The 21981-nt window shown below is 32.0% G+C and carries 20 protein-coding genes; 17 read left to right on the forward strand and 3 right to left on the reverse strand.

Features of this window, described 5'->3' with window-relative positions; translation table 11 throughout:
• Positions 1-60 precede the first annotated feature (60 nt).
• The 8 genes from GKG00_RS07045 to lepB all read left to right on the forward strand — a co-directional run bounded on the left by GKG00_RS07045 (position 61) and on the right by lepB (position 9851).
• Positions 61-1233, forward strand: a complete 1173-nt coding sequence (locus GKG00_RS07045) for an NADP-dependent malic enzyme (protein ID WP_154254879.1) — start codon at positions 61-63, stop codon at positions 1231-1233.
• Between the two features lie 9 nt (positions 1234-1242).
• Entirely contained in the window at positions 1243-2454 is a 1212-nt protein-coding gene (gene pepT / locus GKG00_RS07050) for a peptidase T (RefSeq protein ID WP_154254880.1), read from the forward strand.
• A 98-nt stretch (positions 2455-2552) separates the two neighbouring features.
• Positions 2553-4013 (forward strand): amino acid permease, encoded by a 1461-nt coding sequence (locus GKG00_RS07055; RefSeq protein WP_154254881.1) that lies wholly within the window; start codon positions 2553-2555, stop codon positions 4011-4013.
• 110 nt (positions 4014-4123) lie between these two features.
• Positions 4124-4897 (forward strand): FAD binding domain-containing protein, encoded by a 774-nt coding sequence (locus GKG00_RS07060; RefSeq protein WP_102164384.1) that lies wholly within the window; start codon positions 4124-4126, stop codon positions 4895-4897.
• On the forward strand, positions 4894-5355 hold the full coding sequence (locus GKG00_RS07065) for a 2Fe-2S iron-sulfur cluster-binding protein (RefSeq protein ID WP_102164385.1): 462 nt from the start codon (positions 4894-4896) through the stop codon (positions 5353-5355). Before GKG00_RS07060 ends, GKG00_RS07065 begins: the two co-directional genes overlap by 4 nt.
• The gene (locus GKG00_RS07070; RefSeq protein ID WP_241673673.1) at positions 5342-7615 is read left to right on the forward strand and encodes a molybdopterin cofactor-binding domain-containing protein; all 2274 of its coding nucleotides are present in this window, start codon (positions 5342-5344) and stop codon (positions 7613-7615) included. Before GKG00_RS07065 ends, GKG00_RS07070 begins: the two co-directional genes overlap by 14 nt.
• Positions 7616-7931: 316 nt before the next feature.
• Entirely contained in the window at positions 7932-9218 is a 1287-nt protein-coding gene (locus GKG00_RS07075; protein WP_154254883.1) for a dicarboxylate/amino acid:cation symporter, read from the forward strand.
• 105 nt (positions 9219-9323) lie between these two features.
• Entirely contained in the window at positions 9324-9851 is a 528-nt protein-coding gene (gene lepB / locus GKG00_RS07080) for a signal peptidase I (protein WP_002835354.1), read from the forward strand.
• Between the two features lie 46 nt (positions 9852-9897).
• On the opposite strand, the gene GKG00_RS07085 is transcribed toward lepB, so the two are convergent.
• Entirely contained in the window at positions 9898-11850 is a 1953-nt protein-coding gene (locus tag GKG00_RS07085; protein WP_154254884.1) for a fructose-1,6-bisphosphatase, read from the reverse strand.
• A gap of 181 nt (positions 11851-12031) precedes the next feature.
• Between GKG00_RS07085 and GKG00_RS07090 the strand changes: the two genes are divergently transcribed.
• On the forward strand, positions 12032-13369 hold the full coding sequence (locus tag GKG00_RS07090; RefSeq protein WP_154254885.1) for an FAD-dependent oxidoreductase: 1338 nt from the start codon (positions 12032-12034) through the stop codon (positions 13367-13369).
• 44 nt (positions 13370-13413) lie between these two features.
• Here the strand turns inward: GKG00_RS07090 and GKG00_RS07095 are convergent, their stop codons facing one another.
• Complete coding sequence (locus tag GKG00_RS07095; protein WP_094205455.1) at positions 13414-14190, reverse strand: ZIP family metal transporter; 777 nt, start codon at positions 14188-14190, stop codon at positions 13414-13416.
• Positions 14191-14350: 160 nt separating this feature from the next.
• Here GKG00_RS07095 and dnaX point away from each other — a divergent pair, with 160 nt between their 5' ends.
• From dnaX to GKG00_RS07120, 5 genes are all read left to right on the forward strand, one after another.
• The gene (gene dnaX / locus GKG00_RS07100; RefSeq protein ID WP_154254886.1) at positions 14351-15967 is read left to right on the forward strand and encodes a DNA polymerase III subunit gamma/tau; all 1617 of its coding nucleotides are present in this window, start codon (positions 14351-14353) and stop codon (positions 15965-15967) included.
• Positions 15968-15975: 8 nt separating this feature from the next.
• Complete coding sequence (locus GKG00_RS07105; protein ID WP_002838638.1) at positions 15976-16317, forward strand: YbaB/EbfC family nucleoid-associated protein; 342 nt, start codon at positions 15976-15978, stop codon at positions 16315-16317.
• A gap of 16 nt (positions 16318-16333) precedes the next feature.
• Complete coding sequence (gene recR / locus GKG00_RS07110; protein ID WP_094205457.1) at positions 16334-16942, forward strand: recombination mediator RecR; 609 nt, start codon at positions 16334-16336, stop codon at positions 16940-16942.
• A 78-nt stretch (positions 16943-17020) separates the two neighbouring features.
• Positions 17021-17713, forward strand: coding sequence for an AzlC family ABC transporter permease (locus tag GKG00_RS07115; protein WP_154254887.1), 693 nt, complete (start codon positions 17021-17023; stop codon positions 17711-17713).
• Positions 17706-18008 (forward strand): AzlD domain-containing protein, encoded by a 303-nt coding sequence (locus tag GKG00_RS07120; RefSeq protein ID WP_154254888.1) that lies wholly within the window; start codon positions 17706-17708, stop codon positions 18006-18008. The genes GKG00_RS07115 and GKG00_RS07120 overlap by 8 nt, the downstream gene beginning before the upstream one ends.
• Before the next feature lie 43 nt (positions 18009-18051).
• Here GKG00_RS07120 and GKG00_RS07125 read toward each other — a convergent pair whose 3' ends face one another.
• Positions 18052-18372: a hypothetical protein gene (locus GKG00_RS07125; protein ID WP_154254889.1), complete on the reverse strand. Its 321-nt coding sequence runs from the start codon at positions 18370-18372 to the stop codon at positions 18052-18054.
• A gap of 83 nt (positions 18373-18455) precedes the next feature.
• Between GKG00_RS07125 and GKG00_RS07130 the strand changes: the two genes are divergently transcribed.
• The 3 genes from GKG00_RS07130 (at position 18456) to GKG00_RS07140 (ending at position 21837) form a co-directional block, all read left to right on the forward strand.
• Positions 18456-18692: a glutathione S-transferase N-terminal domain-containing protein gene (locus GKG00_RS07130; protein ID WP_035109230.1), complete on the forward strand. Its 237-nt coding sequence runs from the start codon at positions 18456-18458 to the stop codon at positions 18690-18692.
• A 628-nt stretch (positions 18693-19320) separates the two neighbouring features.
• Positions 19321-20544 (forward strand): NAD(P)/FAD-dependent oxidoreductase, encoded by a 1224-nt coding sequence (locus tag GKG00_RS07135; RefSeq protein WP_154254890.1) that lies wholly within the window; start codon positions 19321-19323, stop codon positions 20542-20544.
• Positions 20545-21837 (forward strand): NAD(P)-dependent oxidoreductase, encoded by a 1293-nt coding sequence (locus GKG00_RS07140; protein ID WP_154254891.1) that lies wholly within the window; start codon positions 20545-20547, stop codon positions 21835-21837.
• The last annotated feature ends 144 nt before the right edge of the window (positions 21838-21981 follow it).

Raw genomic sequence — 21981 nt, forward strand, 5'->3', positions numbered from 1 at the left:
TTGTAATAATGTAATTCAACAATTTTGTTGAAAGTTATATGAAAATTTATGAGGTGAAAAATGAATATCGAAGAAATCAAACAAAAAGCTCTTGAACTTCACGAAAAAAATCAAGGGAAATTAGAAGTAGTATCTAAAGTAAAAGTTAATGACGCTATGGATTTGGCGTTGGCTTACACTCCTGGTGTTGCTGAGCCTTGTAAGAAAATTCACGAAGACAATTCATTAGCATATAAATATACAAATAAAGGAAATATGGTAGCTGTTGTAACTGATGGTTCTGCAGTTTTAGGTTTGGGAAACATTGGTGGAATTGCTGGTATGCCGGTTATGGAAGGTAAATCAGTTTTATTCAAAGAATTCGGTAATGTTGATGCATTCCCAATTTGCTTGAACACACAAGACACTGAAGAAATTATTAGAACTGTGAAAGCAATTTCTCCTTCATTTGGTGGAATTAATCTTGAAGATATTGCAGCTCCAAGATGTTTTGAAATCGAAAAAAGATTAATTGAAGAATTAGATATTCCAGTATTCCACGACGACCAACACGGTACTGCTGTCATAGTATTATCTGCAGTTATCAATGCGTTGAGAATCGTTAAGAAAGATATTTCTGATGTCAAAATCGTAATCAGCGGTGCAGGGGCAGCTGGTATTGCAATTTCTAACTTGTTAACATTGGCAGGTGCTAAGAATAATTTAATCTTAAACAGCCGTGGAATTATCGATCCTGATGATGAAAAACTTGACGAAGCTAGAAGAGAAATCGCCAGAACAACTAATCCTAATAAAGTTAAAGGAGATTTGAAAACTGCTATGGAAAATGCAGATATTTTCATCGGGGTTTCCGCTCCTGGAATTTTAACAAAAGAAATGGTATCTTCAATGAATCACGATGCTATTGTACTAGCAATGGCTAACCCAGTTCCAGAAATCTATCCTGACGAAGCAAAAGAAGCTGGTGCAAGAGTTGTTGGAACAGGTAGAAGTGATTATCCTAACCAAGTTAACAATGTATTGGTATTCCCTGGAATATTCAGAGGAGCATTGGATGCAAAAGCAGACAAGATTACTGACGATATGAAATTATCAGCAGCTTATGCAATAGCTCACATGGTTGAACAACCAACAGAAGAAAGAATTTTACCAGAAGCATTCAACAAAGATGTTGCAAGAAATGTTGCAAACGCAGTTAAAAAATCTTGGGAAGAAAAGAAAGTTATTAAATAGGAGAAAATTATGATAGATATAGTTGATAGATTTATTGAATACGCGAAGATTTATACTACAAGTGATGAATCAAGCGAAACTTGTCCATCAACAGCTAGACAAAAAGATTTGGGTAATCTTTTGGTTAAGCAATTAAAAGAAATGGGAATTGACAATGCTCACATGGACGAAAATGGATATGTGTATGCATCGTTAGAATCAAACTTGGATAGAGAATCAAAATCTATCGGTTTCATTTCTCACATGGACACTGCTCCAGATATGTCAGGAGAAAATGTAAAACCACAAATCTTAGAATACAAAGGTGGAGACATCAAATTATCCGATTCTGTAACTACAACTGTGGAAGATTTTCCTTTCTTAAAAGATTTGGAAGGACAAACTTTAATTCATACAGATGGAACTACACTTTTGGGTGCTGACGATAAATCTGGTATTGCAATTATAATGGATGCTGTGAATAAATTATGCGAAAACAAAGATATTAAACATCCAACAATTAAAATTGGATTTACTCCTGATGAAGAAATAGGAAGAGGAGCTGATTTGTTCGATGTAGAAAAATTCGGCGCTGATTTTGCATATACTTTGGATGGTGGCCCAATTGGAGAATTGGAATACGAAAACTTCAATGCAGCAGGTGCGACAATAACTATTCACGGCAAAAATGTTCATCCTGGTAGCGCAAAAAATACTATGATTAATTCACAATTAATCGGTATGGAATTATTCAATGAACTTCCAGTTGCTCAAAGACCAGAACACACTGAACATTACGAAGGATTTTATTTGTTGACATCATTCGAAGGTTCTGTTGAAAATACTGTTATGAAATTCATAATCAGAGATCACGACAAGAAAAAATTCGAAGAAAAGAAATCTTATTTGGAAAAATTAGTAGAATTCTTGAATGTGAAATACAACAACGCTATCGAACTTGACATGAAAGATAGCTATTACAACATGAAAGAAAAAATAGAACCTGTAATGGAAATTGTGGATTTGGCTTATAAATCAATGGAAGATTTGGGAATAAAACCATTAGTTCAACCAATCAGAGGTGGTACTGATGGAGCACAATTATCATACAAAGGACTTCCATGTCCGAACATTTTCACTGGCGGATATGCATTCCACGGAAAGCACGAATTACTATCTATCAACCAAATGAAAAAAGCATCGGATTTGGTTTTGAAAATAATAGAAAATTATTCAAAATAAAATATCAGGTAGCTTCTAGTAAATCTAGAAGCTATTTTTTTATTGAAAAATGTTTTAAATGAAAATAAATTTTGCTATAATCTAATTAGGAGGGAAATATGAAAAACGATGTTTTAATTGACGATCAAAAGAAAAAATCTCTTACAGTGACCAATCTAATTTGGATGGGATTCACAGTTGTATGGGGTTTTGGAAATGTTGTTAATAACTATGCTAACCAAGGCTTAGCAGTTATTACAAGTTGGATATTCATAATGGCTTTGTATTTTATTCCTTATTCATTGATGGTTGGAGAACTTGGTTCAACTTTCAAAGAAGGACAATCAGGACTTAGCTATTGGATAAAACAAACAATGGGACCATTACTAGCTTATTTGTCCGGCTGGACTTATTGGGTAGTACATATCCCATATTTAGCACAAAAACCACAAAACTTAATGGTTGCAGGTTCATGGGCAATTTTTAGAAATCCTAAAATGGTAAAATCTTTAAATCCAATTGTTCTACAATCATTGGTACTAATAATATTTTTATTATTTGTGCTTTTAGCTGCAAATGGTATTAAATCTATAAAAGTTTTAGGTTCAATTGCTGGTACTGCAAGTTTTGTGATGGGTATTTTATTTATTTTATTAATGTTGGCAGCTCCTGCATTAAGAGGAGTAGAAGTTGCATCTCCAAATATGACGAGCATCAAGACTTATCTGCCTAATTTTAATTTGCATTATTTGACGACAATTTCCATGTTAGTGTTTGCCGTAGGTGGTTGTGAAAAGATCTCACCTTATGTAAATGATACACAAGATGCAGGTAAAAATTTCCCAAAAGCTATGTTAATTATGGCTTTGATGGTAACTGTATCTGCGATTTTAGGTTCAGTTGCAATGGGGATGATGTTCGATACAACAAATGTTGCAAACGACTTAAAAATGAATGGTGCTTACTACGCATTTGAAAAATTGGGACAATATTATGGAATAGGTTCATCACTTGTTATTATTTACGCGTTGACAAACTTTGCTGGACAAGCTGCAGCTTTGGTTATGAGTATCGATGCACCGCTTAAACTTTTATTGAGTGAAGCAGATGCAAAATACGTTCCAAACTTCTTGAGAAAAATCAACGACAAAAAAGTTCCTGTTGGTGGATACAAATTAACTACCATTTTAGTTAGTATTTTGATAATTATTCCAGCTTTGGGAATTGGAAACTCTAATGAATTGTACAACTGGTTGTTGGATTTGAACTCTATAGTAATGCCAATGCGTTATATGTGGGTATTTGCAGCATATTTTGCTTTAAAGCACTACTTGCATGAAAAACAAGGTGTGGAATACAGATTCACAAAATCAAAATCATTCGGTAAATTTATCGCTGGTTGGTGTTTTGTATTCACAGCATTTGCATGTATATTAGGTATGATTCCAAAAGAAGGAGAACCATTCACAAGTCAATGGAATTTCAAATTGATGCTTAACATCTTGACTCCAGTGGTATTGTTGGGATTGGGATTAATACTACCATCAATTGCTAAAAAAGAACAAGCTAAAAATATTTAAAACTTAAAATTATTTCGTACAAAAGTTATATGAAAATGCTAGTCGGTTGTCAAAAGATAGCCGACTATTTTTGTGATATAATATAGACTGATTAAAATTAAGGAGTGGTTATGTTTACATTAAGAGATTTCAAAAGTCCAGAAACATTGGATGAAGCTTATGAGTTATTGATGAAATCAAAAATGAATAAAATTTTGGGTGGATGTCATTTTCTTAAAGCAGGCTGTCGTTCTTACAATGTTGGGATTGATTTGTCAAAATTGGATTTAAATTACATAAATGTTGAAGACGATGAAATAAAAATCGGAGCAACTACTACATACAGAGATTTGGAATACAATGATTTCTTAAAAAAATTTTGTGATGGAATTATTCCTAAATCTTTGAAAAGAATTGTGTCAACTCAACTAAGAAACACTGCCCAAGTTGGAGCAAGTGTGTTTTCAAGATATGCATTTTCTGATTTTTTGCCTATTTTATTATTACTAGATGCTAAGGTTAGATTGTACAATAATGGTGTAATGAGTGTTGAAGAATTTTTGAATTCTGATATAAAGAAGGACTTATTAGTTGAAGTCATGATTCCTAACAAAGATGTCCACTGCACTCAAATTGTTCAAAGACTTTGCTGTAAGGATTTTCCAATTGCTATTGTAAGTATTTCTAAAATCGATGATAAATACAAGGTGGTATTTGGAGCGAGACCTCAAAAAGCAATGATTATGAAAGATGTTTCTGATGAGATTAATGCTAATGGTTTTGATAGGGAAAAGACATTGGAATTAATTGATGAGTATATAGGGTCAAATAATAAAGCGAAGAAAAAATACAGAAAACTTTTATTTGTTGGATTATTGGAAAAAGCGTTAGGTGAATTGCAATGATTATAGAATTAAATGTTAATAATAAAAACCATATAGCTAGTGTTGATAGCGATACTACTTTATACAATGTGCTTCGCGATTTGGGTTATAAATCGGTGAAGTGTGGTTGTACAACATCAAATTGTGGTCTTTGTACTGTGTGGATGGACGATGTTCCAGTACTTTCTTGTTCTGTTTTGGCATTAAGATGTGAAGGAAAAAAGATTACAACTTTGGAAGGAATATCTGATAGCCAAAGAAAATTCGGAGAACTTTTGACTGAAGAAGGTGGGGAACAATGCGGTTTTTGTTCACCGGGGTTCATTATGAATGTTTTGAGTTTGAAGAAAACTATCAAAAATCCTACAGATGAAGAAATCGAAGATTATTTGATGGGTAATTTATGCAGATGTACAGGTTATGCTTCTCAAATGAGAGCTATTAAGAAATATTTGGAGATTGATGATGAAGATAAATAAAGATTTCAAAAAAATAGATTCAAGCTCATTAGTTACTGGAAAACCTGTCTATACAGAGGATTTGAAAGATCCTAATGCGCTGATAATTAAGCTGATGAGAAGTCCGTATGCAAGATGCGAAATATTAGAAATAGACAAATCAAGAGCAGAAGCGATGGATGGAATTGTGGCAGTGTACACTTATGAAGATGTTTTCGACAATAAATTCACTTTGGCAGGACAATCTTATCCAGAACCTAGCCCTTATGATATGTCGATTTTGTCAAAAGAAATTAGATATATGAGAGAGCCTGTAGCAATCGTAGTTGGAGTTAACGAAAAAGTGTGTAATCAGGCTATGAAGAGAATTAAAATCAAGTACGATGTTAAAGAACCATTACTTGATTACACAAAAGCTATCGACAACGAAATTGTTGTACATGAAGAAGATGTATTTTTTAATGGGCCAACGAAAGTTTTTGGTTACGATACAAAAAGAAATCTAGTTGGTGAAAAGAAAGAATCTTGGGGCGAAGATGTCGACAAGGTAATGAGTGAATGTGATGTCGTATTGGAGGATACTTTTACAACAAAGGCACAAGCGCATTGTATGATGGAAACTTACAGATCGTATTGCTACATGGATCAATTCGATAGATTGTGTTGCATTTCATCTACACAAGTTCCATTTCACATCAAAAGACAATTATCCGTTGCTTTGGGAATAAGTGATTCAAGAATAAGAATTATAAAACCAAGAGTAGGCGGGGGATTCGGTGGAAAACAAACAAGTGTCACAGAAATTTATCCAGGATTTGTAACTTTAAAAACAGGAAAACCATCGATACTTGTATTTGACAGAGAAGAAACTTTTGAAGCTTCAAACTCACGTCACCAAATGAAAGTGAAAGTTAAAATAGGTGCCAAAAAAGACGGTACGATTGAAGCGTGTGACATTTATGCGTTATCCGATCAAGGCGCTTATGGGTATCACGCATTTACCACTTTGAACTTGGTTGGAAACAAAACACTTCCATTGTACAGTAGAATGAGGGCTGCTAGATTTTTCGGACAAGTTGTATACACGAATAAACTTCCTGGTGGAGCATTTCGTGGTTATGGTGCAGTTCAAGGTACATTTGCATTAGAATCTATGGTAAATAAATTAGCAAAAGAATTAAACATGGATCCAGTTGAACTAAGACTTAAAAACACTGTTCGTGAGGGAGAAAAAACTCTGGCTTACGGAATAGATGTCAAAAGTTGCAAATTAAATGAATGCATTGAAAAGGCAAGAGAAATGATTGAATGGGATAAATATTATCCTTTCAAAGAAGAAAAAGACAAAATAATTTCAGTTGGAATGGCTATTGCACAACAAGGAAGTGGAATTCAAAACGTTGATACTTCAACAGTTGAAGTTAGATTAAATGAACAAGGTGATTATACATTGTTGATGAGTCCTACAGATGTTGGACAAGGAACTGATTCAATCATGGTAAATTTGGCAAATGAAGTGTTGCAATGTGGAATGGACAATATCATTCCAATAATTGCAGACACTGATATAACTCCATTTGATCCAGGAAGTTATGCATCAAGTGGTGTGTATATAACTGGTGGAGCAGTTGTTCGTGCTTGCGAAAATTTGTTAAACAAAATCAAAAAACGTGTTGCAATGAGATTTGAAACATCTGTTGAATGGTTAGAAATCAGAGATCAAGCAGTTTATTTGCAAAATAAGAAATTAATTGCAATTAAAGATTTGGCGAGAGATTTGTCAACTGGTCCAAATGGTATGCAATTAATCGGAGTAGGAAATTTCGATTCGAAAACATCTCCTCCTCCATATATGGCTGGATTTGCAAAAATAAGTATCGACAAATTAACAGGAGAAATCAAAGTAGAAGATTATGCAGCAGTTGTCGATTGCGGAACTGTTATGAATACTAAATTGGCTACAGTTCAAGTCGAAGGCGGAATTGGTCAATCGATAGGATATGCATTGTACGAAGACTCGTTGTGGGATGATGAAGGAAGATTAAAAGAACATTCATTTATTTCGTATAATTTGCCTTCAAGAAAAGACATCGGAAATATCCATGTTGATTTTTGTGAAAGTTATGAGCCGACAGGTCCATTCGGAGCAAAATCAATTGGAGAAATAGTTTCAAACACACCTGCACCAGCGATTAATGGAGCGATATTAAATGCACTTGGTTGCACCTTTGATACTCTTCCAATAAAAGCTGAAGATGTTTTATTAAAAATGTATGAATAGAATTTAGGTCAGAGGTTAATAGCCTCTGATTTTTTTGCGAGAAAATGTTACAAAAATTAAATAAGTTATATATATAATTCGATAATAAAAATTTAATAATATTTTCACAAAATATCAAACGATTTTCATTAGTATTATTAGGGAAATGTATTTTCTGATATAAAAATTGTTTCGAAAAAAATTAGTAAAAAAAATCAAAATTGCTGAATAATGTCCATAGTGAATTAAATAAAATTTACAAAAGTTAAATTTAAATTTGAAAATTGTGCTCAATATACTATAATATATAACTATAAAATAAAAAAGGGGTGTTTAGATGAAATTTGTAGCATTAGCAGTTACTTTAGTATTGTTTGCTTTATTGATGTTCATGGCTAAGAAGAAAATGAATTTTGGTACAAGAACAATTGTAGCTGCAATTCTAGGTATTATAGTAGGATTTATTTTCAAAGGAAACACAGAATATGTAAAAGTATTTGGATCTATTTATGCTAATTTATTATTTGCAATAGTAATTCCATTATTATTCACATCAATTGTTAGTACTGTAGTTTCTTTGGAAAGTATAGAAAAAATGAAAAAAATCGGATCAAAAACAATTGGAATTTTAAGTTTACACAATGTTTTAGGTTCACTTATAGGTTTGATTTTAGGGGTTGCATTTAAAATTGGACAAGGAAGTTCATTGACTGTAGCAGCGGATGCTAAAGCTAAGGAAGTTCCAACTTTTGCAGAAACTTTTGTGAATTTCTTTCCAAACAACGTAATAGGAAATGCAGCAGAAGCAAAAGTAGTTCCTATAATTATTTTCTCGGTTCTTTTGGGATTAGCTATATTGCAATTAGAAGAAAGAGGAGAAGGAGAAAGGGCAAAACCATTTTTAGGTTTTATCGACTCAGCTGCAGCAGTAATTTTTAGATTTACAGGAATGATTATAGACTTCACTCCATATGCTGTATTAGCTTTGATGGCGAACGCTGTTAGTAGGACAGATATGGCTAGCATGATGCCTTTGATTGTTGTGCTGATATTGACTTATGTTGCATCAATTTTTCACTCATATATAACAACTGGTGCACTTTTAGCGATTTTTGCAAAAGTAAATCCTATCAAATTTTTCAAAAAATTCTGGCCAGTTCAATTGATTGCATTCTCTACACAATCTTCTGTAGGATGTATTCCAGCGAATACTGATAACTTAAAAGATAAATTAGGTGTTTCTGAAAAGATAGCAACATTTGTTGCATCAACCGGTTCAACTGTTGGTATGCCAGGTTGTGCAGGATTTTGGCCTGTGTTATCTGCGATTTTGACAATTAATGTTATGGGAATTCACTACTCATTCGGACAATACGTAATGCTAATATTAGTAGCGTTGGCAGTATCATTGGGTACAGTTGGAGTTCCAGGAACTGCAACAATTACTACTACAGCAGTATTCGCAGCAATGGGTCTTCCTGTTGAAATGGTTGTATTGATGAGCCCTATATCAATGCTTGCAGATATGGGTAGAACTGCTACAAATGTTACCGCAGCAGGTTCTTCAGCAGTTATAGTTGCGGCAAGCGAGGGAGAATTAGACAGAGAAGTTTTTAATTCATAATTTTTACAAATAATTTTATATTACGATAATAAATTAGCAACCTTTACACATTTACTGATTAGTATTATAATCAAATTAGTAAATATTAGAAAGGGAATTGTAAATATGACAGAAAAAGCAAAATCTTTTTTTGAGTGGTTATTTGTAATAGGAATTGCCATTGTGTTGGCATTATTGCTTAGAAATTTTGTAATTAGTACAACTCATGTTGAAGGAAATAGCATGAATCCTACAATTGAGAATGGAGATCGAATTTTCGTCAACAGAATGGGGATTTTTAAGAACAAATTAAAACGAGGTAATATTATAGAACTTCACGCACCGGATAAATCTGGTCGTGACTACATCAAAAGAATTGTAGCATTACCCGGCGATACTGTTGAATTAAAAAACAATAAAGTATATGTTAATAATGAACAATTGAATGAAAATTATACAAGTAGTCAAACGACTCTTGTTTCAGGAAATGAAACAAAATGGGAATTAGGAGAAGATGAGTATTTTGTATTGGGGGATAACAGACTCCCACGAGAATCAAATGATAGCAGAATATTCGGACCGATAAAGAAAAAGGCGATAGTTGGTAGAGCTTTTTTGAGATATTTTCCATTTAATAAATTCGGTGTATTATAAGAAAAACTAATCTTGGATTTTCCAAGATTAGTTTTTTCAATTGGTATTAGTTTGAATTTTGCTGAATTGTACCGCTTCTGTACGCTTCAATTAAACTTTCCAAATCTTCGATAAGTTCTAGGATTTCTTCTCCTTCGTCTGTATCTTTTATGAGCATTCTTTTTGGAAATTCTTCTGTTATTGTAACTTCTGGAGTGTATGCGCCGTGAACTGATTCCATAACTTTGAAATTCTTGTGTTTTGCTATTGCTAAGTGATGCGAGTTAAATGTCAACGTATAGCCGGCAATACCTGTTTTCTTTTGGTAAGCTTCTGAAATTCCGCCATCTATTACATAAGTTTTTCCATTAGCTGATACTGGTTTTTCTCCGTTGATGCTTTTAACAGGAACGTGTCCATTAATTATGTGAGAAGTTTCGGGATTCATATTGAATTCTTCAAATATTTTGTCTGCGTATTTTTCAATCTTACTTAAACTAAAATAAGGATTACTTACTTCTTTTCTAACATCTTTGTCAGTAATGAAGAAGTTTTCAAATGTTGATATTTTACTTTTTCCAAACATAGGAGATTTTGGGCCACACCACATATACCAGAAAAAGTCCAATGCTGTTTGTCTGTCTGGGTCATTATCATCCATGTTTTTAGCTGAATTTATAATTCCTTCGAAGAAATCCAAAAGAGATTTGCCACTGTAGGTATTGGATTGATATGTGAATTCTTCGAAACTGCCGTCCTTATTCATAGGGATACATCCATGGAAAAGCAAATTGCTGTTTGCGATTTTGTACACTGAACCGTACGAGAACAAAAAATCCATGTGCTCTTTTAATCTGTGACTTGTTCTGAATGATTTTGAAATGCATTCGATAACTTCTTGTTCACTTGGTGTTAATTCAAGAGGATTTTCAGGATCAATTGTAGGAAATTTAATATCCAAAAGCGCATGAGGCTTGCCATTTGCATCCTTGTAAATTCCATTTTTAAAATCAATTCTTTCAAGATATAATCTGTCTAATTGTTCAAATTCTGGATTTCTCTTAAAAAGTTGGTTTTCTAATTTGAATTGAATTATAGAAATAGCCTTGTGCATTCTTGCTGCGTGAAGCAAATCAGTTTCTGAGTGTTTGTTATCATCTAAGATTCTAACTTTGAATCTTTCACATGGATCATCGTAATATGATTCATCTGCCAATGTCGACAATAATCTCAAATTAATTCCGTAACCATCTTCCAAAGATTGGAAATTATTGTAACTTATTGCATTTCTAACTACGTTACACGCATTCACATAACTACCAAGATAAGCTCCAATCCATGTAACATCGTGGTTACCGTATTGAATATCCACATCTTTTTTAGCGATAAGGGTATCCATAATAATGTCAGGTCTTTTTCCTCTATCAAAAATATCCCCGACGATGTGTAGCCAGTCAATGTTCAAATCTTGAATTAATTCACACAAAGTTATTATAAAATCTTCACTAACTTCTATTTTTATGATGCTATCTAAAAGTTGATTAAAATATTCTTTCTTATTCAAAGATTCGTATTGAATGTTAAGCATTTCATCTATCAAATCTCTGTAGTAAAAAGGAGTTTGATTTCTGACTTTTTGTCGGGAATATTTACTGGCAACTCTTTTTGCTATTCTTATCAGATAAAAAATAGTATCTCTAATCCATGTTTCTGTATATTCATCGTTTTCCTTTGTAATATTGATAATTGTTTTAGGATCGTAAATTAAATTGGCCAATTGATTTTTTCTTGATTCAGATAATTTGTCTTTGAATTCAAGGTCAATTTTAATTCTGGTATTACCAGAAGCACTTTTAATGATTCTATTGAAACTATCGTATTGTCCATGTAAATCAGATAAAAAGTACTCTGTACCTTTTGGCAACACAGACAAAGAAGTCAAACTTATTATTTTGTTAGCGGCTTGTTCAATCGTAGGAAATTCTTTTGCAAGTAATTTCAAGTATTTTAAATTGTTCAATTTTCTACCTCCATAATACTATTATATATGAACTTTGAAAAAAAGAAATAGTTTGCCTATTGAAAAATGATTACAAATTTGATATAATTATAAACGTAAAGATTTGTTAAATAACAAACAAATATTTTTTTACTTATTAATCCTACAACATTAGTAGGAAATAAAAAAAGGAGGAAACATAATGAGTAAAATAGTTTTAATTGGAGCTAACCATGCAGGTACAGCTTGTGCGAACACAATATTGGATAATTACAAAGATGAAGAATTAGTAATTTTTGATCAAAACTCCAACATTTCTTTCTTAGGTTGTGGAATGGCATTGTGGATTGGAAAACAAATTAAAGGTCCAGAAAAATTATTTTATTGTAGCAAAGAAGTTTTCGAACAAAAAGGTGCTACGGTTCACATGGAAACAAAAGTAGACAACATTGACTACGACAAAAAAATTGTTTATGCAAAGGACAAAGACGGAAAAGAAATTCAAGAATCTTACGACAAATTGGTATTAGCTACAGGATCTCAACCAATTTTACCAGACATAGAAGGAATGGATTTGGAAAATGTTCAAAAAGTTAAAATTTTCCAAGATGCACAATCAGTCATCGACAAGATAAATCACGAAGAAATCAAAAAAGTTGTAGTAGTAGGAGCTGGCTACATAGGAACAGAACTTGCAGAAGCTTTCAAGAGATTAGGAAAAGAATCTACATTAATTGAACATGGTGATACAGTGTTAAGAGGCTATTACGATGATAAATTCTGCAAAAAAATGGAAGATAACCTAAGAGATCACGGTGTAAATTTAGTATTTAATGAAGAAGTTGTAAAATTAGAAGGAACTGATGGAAAAGTAAATAAGGTTATAACTGATAAAGGTGAATATGATTGTGACATGGTAATAATGTCTATAGGATTCAAACCAAACAGTTCACTTGCACAAGATCATTTGAAATTAAACGATAAAAAAGCAATAATCACTGACAAACATCAACAAACTTCTGATGAAAATGTATTTGCAGTTGGAGATTCAACAGTTATTTTCAACAACGCAACAGGAAAATTTGAATACGTTGCATTAGCTACAAACGCTGTAAGAAGTGGTATAGTAGCTGGTCACAATGTTTGTGGAACAAAATTAGAATCAAACGGTGTGCAAGGTTCAAACGGAATTAAGATTTACAATTTGTGCATGGTATCAACAGGTTTGACAGTTAGAAATGCTGAAAAATTGGGAATGGAAGTTGAATACACTGATTTCACAGATTTACAAAAGCCACCATTTATGGAAGAAAATAACAAAGAAGTTACTATCAGAATTGTTTACGACAAAAATTCACGCGAAATCAAAGGATGTCAAATAATGAGTGAATATGATATTTCAATGATGATTCACATGTTCAGCTTGGCAATTCAAGAACACGTTACAATCGACAAACTAGCTCTAACTGATATATTCTTCTTGCCACATTACAACCAACCATACAACTATGTAACTATGGCAGCTATTCAAGCGTTATAATAAAAAAAATTAGCGACTACTTTAACTAGTAGCCGCTTTTTTATTTAGCCAAGAGCAACATCCAAAATCATCATTATAATAAATCCAATTACAATTCCGTAAGTTGCTTGGCGTTCATATCCGTTGCTGTGAGTTTCAGGAATGATTTCGTCGCTAATTACAAAAAGCATTGCGCCTCCGGCAAAAGCCAAAATAAATCCCAAAATAGGCGAGAACCAAGTAACAAGTCCGTAACCCAAAAACGCACCGATTGGTTCTACTAATCCTGTAAATAATGCAATTAAGAATGCTTTTTTGACTGTGTAATTTTCTCTAACCAAAGACAAAGCAACAGCCAAACCTTCAGGCATATTTTGTAGACCAATTCCTATTGCGATTGGAAGACCATTTGCTATTGAATCTCCACCAAAGCCAACTCCAGTTGCCATACCTTCTGGGAAATTGTGAATTGTAATCGCAATTACAAACAACCATATTTTTTTCAAAGAATCTGAAGGATTTCCTTCAACTCTTTTGTCTAATAAATGCTCATGCGGAGAGTATTTGTCGATTATATCCAAAAACACAGCTCCCGCTAAAATTCCTAGTGAAGAGATTATAACCCCTCTAAAGCCTCCACCGTTTTCTTCAATACTAGGTAAAATCAGAGAAAAACAAGTTGCAGAAAGCATGACGCCTGCAGCTGCCCCTAAAAATACATCTAACTTACCTTGACTTACATTTCTTGTGAAAAAAACAGGGATTGCTCCTACTCCGGTTAGAAGACCAGGAACTATTAACCCTAACATTGTCAATAAAAATGGGTCAATATTTTTCATCATTAAATCCCCCTTCAAAAATTTTAAAAATAAAATTTCTAATACTATTTTACTATGAATTCAAGAAATATCAAATATGATATAATATTAAAAGATTTAGGATATTTTTGAATGAAAAATTTCAAAAAGTTACTCGTAGTTTGAAAAATGAAACGAGGTATTTATGCAAGCTATTTACAGAAAATATAGACCAGATACTTTTGATAAAGTTTACGGTCAAAAACATATAACTGATATTTTAAAAAATCAAATCGAAACGAAAAATATTTCTCACGCGTATATTTTTTCTGGTTCAAGAGGAACAGGTAAAACTAGTTGTGCGAAAATCTTTGCAAGAGCTATCAACTGTTTGGATTTACAAGATGGAAATCCTTGCAATAAATGTGAGAATTGTATGAGTTCTTTGGAAGAATCCACATTAGATATCGTAGAAATGGATGCTGCTAGTAACAGAAGAATTGACGATATTAGAGAACTGCGAGATAAAGTAATTTATCCACCTACAAAATTAAAGTACAAAGTTTATATTATAGACGAAGCACACATGATTACTAATGAAGGATTTAACGCTTTACTTAAAATCATGGAAGAGCCACCAAAACATTTGGTGTTTATACTAGCTACGACAGAAATTGATAAAATTCCTCAAACAATTTTATCAAGATGTCAACGCTATGAGTTCAAGATGATTAATGCTAAGGATATTTCAGACAATATCAAATATATTCTGAATGATTTGAACAGAAAAATGGACGATGATGCGATTGAACTTATTGCAAACAAAGCTGATGGTGCAATGAGAGATGCTTTATCTATTTTAGATCAAGTATTAAGCATTGAAAAAGAAAATATAACAAAACAAGATATAAATGATATACTTGGTATTGTTGACAATACAGGAATTTTCAAGCTTGTAAATAGTATCATAAAAAAAGATGCAACAGAAGTTTTGGATAATTTGTATACAATATCACACAACAAGCCTGTAGAAAATGTTATGGATGAATTGTTAAATCATTTTAGAAACTTGTTGCTATCAAAAAATGGCCTTGACAACATCAGACAGAACAACACTCAATACAATGTTGAGTATAATGCGCAATCTGAATTGATTACGAATAGGCAAATAGTCGAAAGTATGTCGATTATAATAGAGCATCAGAAAAAACTTAAACAGGCAGACAATCAAAAAGCTCTTCTTGAAATTTTGGTAATGCGCCTAATAGATTACATTGATTACGATGATTTGATTGCCAGAGTGAATACTTTGGAAGATAAGCTCAAAAATATTGAACAAAATGGGATAAAAATCAATTCTTCACAAAAATTAGTCGAATTTGATGAAAAAATCGATAAAAACATAGAAATTTCACAAAAATCTTCAGAAAAAGCAGAAAAATCAGATGAATTATCCAATAAAAATGATATAATAAAGACTGATGAAAAAATCGACGACACGGATGAAGACGAAATTGTCGAAAATGAGGATTCATTTGTAAAACTAAGAGAAGTTTTAAGAGACTTCGACAAAATTCCAAAAGAATTAGCTAATGATATTAAAGCTAGTTTGGATAATGATAAGTTGATTTTGAAAACTAACCAGTTGTATATGTACACTTTGCTTCCTCACAAAAAAGTTATCGAACAATTACTAAAACCTCATTACGATTTCAAGGTTTTAGATTTACAAATTGATGATGAAGCAGAGAAAAAAGCAAATGAAAATGTTAAAAAATTACAAAATTTGTTTGGAAATAATTTCCAAATAATCGAAAAATAGGAGGAATTATGGGAAATAAATTTAGAGGCGGAATGCCTGGTATGGGAAACATGGGTAACATGATGAAACAAATGCAAAAAATGCAAAGACAAATGGAAGAAACTCAAAAAAGATTAGAAGAAACTGAAGTTACTGCAACTAGTGGTGGCGGAGCTATTGAAGTTGTAGCAAACGGAAAAAAAGAAATAGTTTCTATTAAAATAGATGAAGATTTGGTAAAAGATGGCGATGTTGAAATGCTTCAAGATATGGTTATGGTAGCTGTTAATGACGCTATCAAAAAAGTATTGGACATGAGTGAGTCTGAACTTGGTAAAATCACTGGAGGAATTAATATTCCAGGATTCTAAATAAGGGGGGATAATTTTGTCACTATACCCTAAAGCAATGGACGAATTGATTAAAAACTTGTCCAATTTGCCAACTATTGGCAGAAAAAGTGCGAAAAGATTAGCTTATAGAATTATAGATATGGATCCTAAGAAAGTCGATGAGCTTGTAGAAAGTATTGTAAATGTGAAGACTAATATTAGGCCGTGTGCTAATTGTGGAAATCTTACTGATAAAAAATTGTGTGATATTTGTTCCGATCAAAAAAGAGATAACAGTGTCATAACTGTAGTTGAAGATTCAATGAATGTAATATCAATTGAAAAAACTGGCGAATACAATGGGAAATATCACGTATTAGGAGGATTATTATCTCCAAGAGATAATATTGCTCCGCAGGATTTGAATTTGGAAAATTTGTTTTTGAGATGCAAAAAAGATTATGTAAAGGAAGTTATCCTAGCGTTATCACCAACAACTAACGGAGATTTGACAACTAACTTCATAATAGAAGTTCTTAAAAATGAAGAATATAACGTAAAAGTTTCCAGAATTGCGATGGGAGTACCATTGGGAGCTAATTTGGAATATTATGACGAAATGAGCTTGTACAAGGCTATTTTGGATAGAAGAGAAATAAAATAATCATAATCTGCAATTCTTGTAGATTATGATTTCTTACGTTTAAATGTTTGTAATAAAAATGGAATGGAGGAAAATTTAATGGATTCAAATAGAATTAAAGAAGCAATCAAATTTTCGTCTCCAATTATGTTGGGATATATTCCTATAGCGATGGCTTTTGGTTTGTTGTGCAAAGGTCAAAACATTAGCATGTTGGATTCGACTTTGTTTTCTTTTGTTTTCTATTCTGGAGCAGCACAATTCATGGCAGTTGAATTATTGGGTGCTGGAGTAGGTATGTTTTCCATCGTGTTGTCGGTATTTTTATTAAATTTGAGATTGTTCATAATGTCGACTTCTTTGGGGATTCATACACAAAAAATAAATCCGAAAGCACTTCCTGTAATAGGATTTATGTTGACAGATGAAGCATTTTCTGTAATGAGTTTTAATAAAGAAAAGCTCAACACAGAATTTGCGTTGGCCGTAGAATTAGGACCTTATTTGGCTTGGGGAATATTTACGCCGGTTGGATATTTGATAGGACAATTAATGCCAAAATCAGTCCAAACATCATTAGAAGTAGGACTTACTGCGATGTTTATCGCACTTGTAGTACCATCTATTAAGAAAAGTTCCAATGGTTTGGTGGTTAGTTTAATTGGTGTATTAACTTATGCAATTATTTTTTATTTGAAATTTATACCATCTGGATGGGATATTATTATAGCAATTTTATTATCATCATTCATAGGATTAAAAGTAATTATGAAAAGAGGTCAAAATGTATAATATAATTTTAATTTTATTATGTAGCTTAGTTACAGCTGTTCCTAAGATAATACCTCTTAAATATTTAAAAGGAAAACAACTTTCTAGACAAACCGCCGAATTTTTAAATATAATACCGTATACATCATTAAGTATTATGGTTATAAGGGGAATTCTGACAGCTTCAAGCGAAATGTTAATTCCTACAATTGTAGCTTCAATCGTAGCGATTATTATAGCTTATTTGAAAGAAAATGTTGGACTAACAATTATATTAGCAGTTTTAACAGCATTTATTTGTTTAAAATTTTTCTAAAAAAACCTTCTGTAGCTTAAATTCAAGCTGCAGAAGGTTTTTATTATTTAAAATTTTTTATTTCGAAAATATCATAAACGCATTCTTCATATGGGTGAATATCTTCGATAATTTGTATACATTTTTTGATATTATTTTCTGTCGTGCGAAATTCTAATTTGATTTCGTCAACTTCGTTGATAATATTTTTTTCGCCAGAAAAATTATTTGCCAAATTATTAGGCATGAAATGACCTTTTACTTTTGATGTAGTATAACAATAATCGTAATTTCCTATGGTTATAATTTTTTCTTGACCTAGTTTTTTTATTAACAAATCGACGTAATCTTCAGGAATGTACACATCTATTTTATATGTTGTCATAAAAACTCCTTTTGTTCATGTTTATATATTTTCCATTCGGGTATATATATTTTACCAAAGAATTTAACGAAAAGGAGATTATTATGGATTTAAAATTGTATTACAAAGAAACTTGCCCATTCTGCAAGAAAGTTCTAAGATTTATAGAAAAAAAAGGAATTAAGGATGTTGAATTAGTAGACATCAAAGCTGATGAAGCTAACGAAAAATACCTTATCGAAAAAGGTGGACAAGACCAAGTACCTTGTCTTTTCATTGATGGAAAACCAATGTATGAATCAATGGATATTATAAAATTCTTGGACGAAAAATTCCAATAAAAATTTTAAAAATGCTACATACTAATGTATGTAGCATTTTTTGTATTGTTATTTTTGTAAAAGTTTACTCTAATTTATAGAGAGAATTACATCACTGTTTTTTATGATTATTTCTAGTTTTTATTAAGTACGTTATAGTATATAATACATAATATTATGTTAAAAAAAATAAGAGAACCTTCGATTAATCTATTCAACTTGATTATTTCGTTGAAATTTAAAAACATAATTATTAATGTGATTAAATAAATAAATCCTATTACTCTTTTTGTATTTTTGTATTTCATTAATACCTCCTTTTATATTAGGGAAAATAATAGTGAATGCAATTCTCATTTTCATTTTAAAAAAATGCCCTTGACTTGTCAATATTAATTATCATTTAAAATTTGGAAAAATTCGATTTTTGAATGTTATAAATATTTGATTATAATAATTTGAGCAATTTATGATAGAATAAATATCGTAATAAAAAAGTAGCAAACCTTTGGGAGAGATTTGCTACTTAAATAACATTGGCAAGTTCATATTAGGAGGATGAACAACCATTTATTGTTATCATTATAGTATCATATATTTATGGTTAATAAGTTACAAATTTATTACGATTTAGGGAATTGAGGGGAAGATGAAAGTAGGAATTATTGGAGCAGGAGCTAGTGGAGTTTTTGCGGCATTAATTTTAAAACAAAATTACATAGACACGACTGTTATTGAAAGAAACGCCAACGCTTTGAAGAAAATTTATGCAACTGGTAATGGTAGGTGCAATTTTACTAACAGAAATGTATCTTACAAGAATTATCATGGCGAAAATCCAAAATTCACAATAAGTGCTATTAAAAAGTTTGATAATTACGATGTTATAGAATTTTTCAATGATATGGGAATTCCTGAAGTTGAGCTTGAAAATGGAAAAATTTTCCCAAAAAGTTTGCAAGCTTCATCAATAGTGAAACAAATGATGTGCTTGGCAAATCATTTAGAGGTAGAATTCATCTACGATAGTTTCGTTGATGATGTTAGAAAAAACGGCAATGTTTTTGAAGTAAAATCCAACGATTCATTGTATAAGTTTGATTATTTGATAATAGCTTGTGGGTCGAAGGCTTACAAAAAAAGTGGCTCTGACGGAAATGGATACATTCTTATGAAAAAATTGGGACACAATATCGTGAAAACTCATCCAGGAATTGTGCAATTGAGGCTTAATGGAGATAGTTTCAAAAAAATGAGCGGAACTAAATTCAAGGCTAATGCGAAGCTTGTAGTGGACGGAAAAGAAGTTTTTGAATTTTATCACGATGTTTTGTTTACTGATTACGGAATTAGTGGACCAACTATTTTGCAGTTATCAGGTGAAGCTATCAGAGCTAAAAACAAGGGATTAGATGTCAAAATAAGAATAGATACTGTGGATTTGGATGAGAATAAATTGTACGAACACTTAATCTACATAATATCTTTAAATTATTATAAGAAAATAAAAGAGTTGTTGGTAGGCTTGATTAACGATAATTTGATTGAAGAAGTTTTGAATCAAGCAGGTATAAATTATGATATTAATGTGTGCGAGCTAAGCAAGGAAGAAATTTACAAATTAGCACACACTCTTAAAAATTTGGAATTTAGTGTTAGTGGATACAAGGATGAGGATTCTGGTCAGATAACTTGTGGTGGTGTCGACACAGATGAAATCAATCCTTCTACTATGGAATCAAAAAAAATTAAAAATCTGTACATTATTGGTGAGATTATGGATGTCGACGGAGATTGTGGTGGATACAATCTTCAATGGGCTTTTTCATCGGCGTATTCATGTGCGATGTCTATAATTAAAAAGGAGAGCTAAATGAATAAAATGCAAAGAAAACTTGTTGACTTAGATAACCACGGTCAAAAAGTTAGAGTAGGTTTGGTTGGTTGTGGCAAAATGGGATCAGGTCTTGTAAGTCAGTTGAGTAGAATTAAAGGAATGAGACCTTCTGTTATTATAGATAGACACGTTGACAAGTGCGTGACTGCTTTGAGAAAGGCAGGCGTAAAAGATGTGGATATTGTCAAAACAACTGATTTGAAAGTTGCAGAAAATGCTATTAAAAATAATTCGTTCGTTGTCAGTGATGATTATACTTTGAGCTACAAGTTAGATATGATTGATGGAGTTATTGATGCTACTGGAAATCCACCGTTTGGAACACAACTTGCAGTCGAAAGTATTGAGAATGAAAAGCATACAATTTTATTAAATGTAGAATGTGATGCAGTAGTTGGACCAATATTAAATGAAATGGCAAAGAAAAAAGGCGTTGTGTACACAGGATCTGCAGGAGATGAACCGGGTGCAATAATTCAATTATCTGATTTTGCTCTTGGATTAGGTTTTAAACTATTAGCTGTTGGAAAAGGGAAAAATAATCCGTTAGATAATTACACAAATGAAGATATTCTTAGAGAAGAAGCTTTATCAAAAGGATTAGTTCCAAAAATGTTGACATCATTTGTAGATGGAACTAACACAATGATTGAACTTACAGCTGTTGCAAATGCGTTGGGATTTACTCCTGATATTTTGGGATGTCATGGAATAACTACAAACATTCACGATATCGCCGATGAATTCAAATTAAAAGAACAAGGTGGTATTTTGAATAATTACAACATCGTTGATTTTGCTTTTGGAGTTGCTCCGGGTGTATTTGCGATTGTAACTCATGACACTAATGAAGTTCACGATTTAATGGAATATTTGTCAATGGGTAAAGGTCCTAACTACACTTTGTACAGACCATATCATTTAACAAGTTTGGAAACTCCACTTACAATTTACGATGCAATTGTAGAAAAAGAACCTACAATTTATCCAAAATACGGTCAAGTTTCTGATACAATCACAGTTGCAAAAAGAGATATCAAAAAAGGACAAAAAATTGAAGGAATAGGTGGACGTGACTGTTTCGGCAAGATCACATCACATAAGCATCAAATGGAAAATAATTTGTTGCCAATGCCTATCATCACAGAAAAAACTACAGCGAAAGTGGATATACCAAAAGATACATTGATTACTTATGATATGGTTAATTTGGATGAAAATCATATCATCACAAAACTTCGTAAAAGACAAGACGAATTGGGATTGTAAAATTATAAAAAATTAGAATCAGCCGATAAAAAAGTTTTTGCAAAACTTTAAAATCTCGGCTGATTTTTATTTTGAAAATAAAAATTTATAAATTTTTGACAATGGATTTCAAAAGTGTTAATATCAATTTGTAATGTAATAAAT

The sequence above is a fragment of the Finegoldia sp. BIOML-A1 genome, assembly GCF_009678325.1.
Lineage (GTDB): Bacteria > Bacillota > Clostridia > Tissierellales > Peptoniphilaceae > Finegoldia > Finegoldia magna.